Origin of the sequence: Pseudomonas sp. C32 (assembly GCF_030417915.1) — a bacterium.
In the GTDB taxonomy this organism is placed as follows: domain Bacteria; phylum Pseudomonadota; class Gammaproteobacteria; order Pseudomonadales; family Pseudomonadaceae; genus Aquipseudomonas.
Genome location: NZ_JAUHUK010000052.1, coordinates 1 through 1,313 on the forward strand (window position 1 = coordinate 1; position 1,313 = coordinate 1,313).

1 protein-coding gene is annotated in these 1,313 nt (G+C 53.4%); it reads right to left on the reverse strand.

Features of this window, described 5'->3' with window-relative positions:
• Positions 1–37 precede the first annotated feature (37 nt).
• Positions 38–1,260, reverse strand: a protein-coding gene (locus QYH43_RS26865; protein WP_177408867.1) for an IS3 family transposase whose coding sequence is annotated in 2 segments (ribosomal slippage) — positions 38–909 and positions 909–1,260 — 1,224 coding nt in all. Because the reading frame shifts where the segments join, the coding sequence is not laid out codon by codon here.
• Between the last annotated feature and the right edge of the window lie 53 nt (positions 1,261–1,313).

Genomic DNA, 1,313 nt, shown 5'->3' on the forward strand with positions numbered 1-1,313 from the left:
TGTCTAGTCCTGAAATAGGTTTACACCTGTTTCAGTCTCAAAACGCCCGATGCACCGCATCGGGCGTTTTGTATTTCAAGGCCAGATGTGGCCGCTCCGCGTTGTAGATCAGCACCGATTCATCAACCATTCTCACCGCGTCGGCCAGGTTCTTGGGACGATGCAGCAAAAACTCCGTCTTCAAAATCCCGTTTATTCGCTCCGCCATCGCGTTCTGATAGCAGTCATAGCCATCGGTCATCGAACAAATGACCCCGTGCTTGGTGTGAAAACGCTGATAAAGGTCGGAGCAATACTGCGCCCCACGGTCTGAGTGATGAACCAGCGGCTGCTTGGTTTTCCTTCCTCCTACAGCCTTCTTCAGCGCTTTGAGTACCGACTCTGTATGCAAGCTCTCATGCACATGATGTCCCACTATTTTACGCGAGTAGGCGTCGGTGATCAGGCTCAGATAAGCAACGCTCTCCTGGGTAGGTAGATAGGTTATATCCGCAACCCAAACTTGCTCAGGAGCACAGGCAATGATTTGCTGCGGGCCTGCCTTGAGTAGGTTTGGATGGCGGCGAAATCGATGATGGCTGTGGGTGGTCTTGTGGTATGCCCGCTTGCGAGGGACCAATTCTCGCGCTTCTCGCAGGATGCTGAACAGGCGATCGCGCCCCACCCGCAGCCTCGTTTCTGCTTCGGCATGCAGCATATAATGCAGCTTGCGCGTTCCCAGCCTTGGCTGACGCCGCCGCTTTTCCAAGACGAAATCCACGACCTTTTGATCGTCGCTAGCCTTCGCATCAAACGCTCGGTTGCGCTTGTAGTAAGCCTGACGTGAAATGCCCATGAACAGGCAAGCCCTGCTGATACTCAGGTCTTTGACTTGCCCTTGCGCGAGGACTTGCCGGGTCGCTTTTTTACGATGGATACACCGTAGTCGTTCTTCAAGACGTTTACGACAGCCTCAAAAAACTGAGCCTTTTGATTGCTCAGTTCAAGCTGTTCTTCAAGCTCTTTGATCCGCTGCTCGGGTGACAGCGGTACCGTGGACTCGGCCATGGAACTCTTCCTCAGCACTCGAATAGACGCGCCTTGGCTCCAATCCTGCCGACCATGCTTGCGTAACCACACCAACACCGTTGACCGACCCTGGATGCCATAGCGCCGTTGAGCCTCTTTATAACTCAACTCGCCCTTTTCGACCTGATCGACCACCGACAATTTAAAAGCCAGCGTGTAATCGCGCTGACTGCGCCTTTTCCCCGAATCCATTGCTCCCTCCTGAAAATAGGTCAGAAGGTGTAAACCTTATTCAGGACGGGACA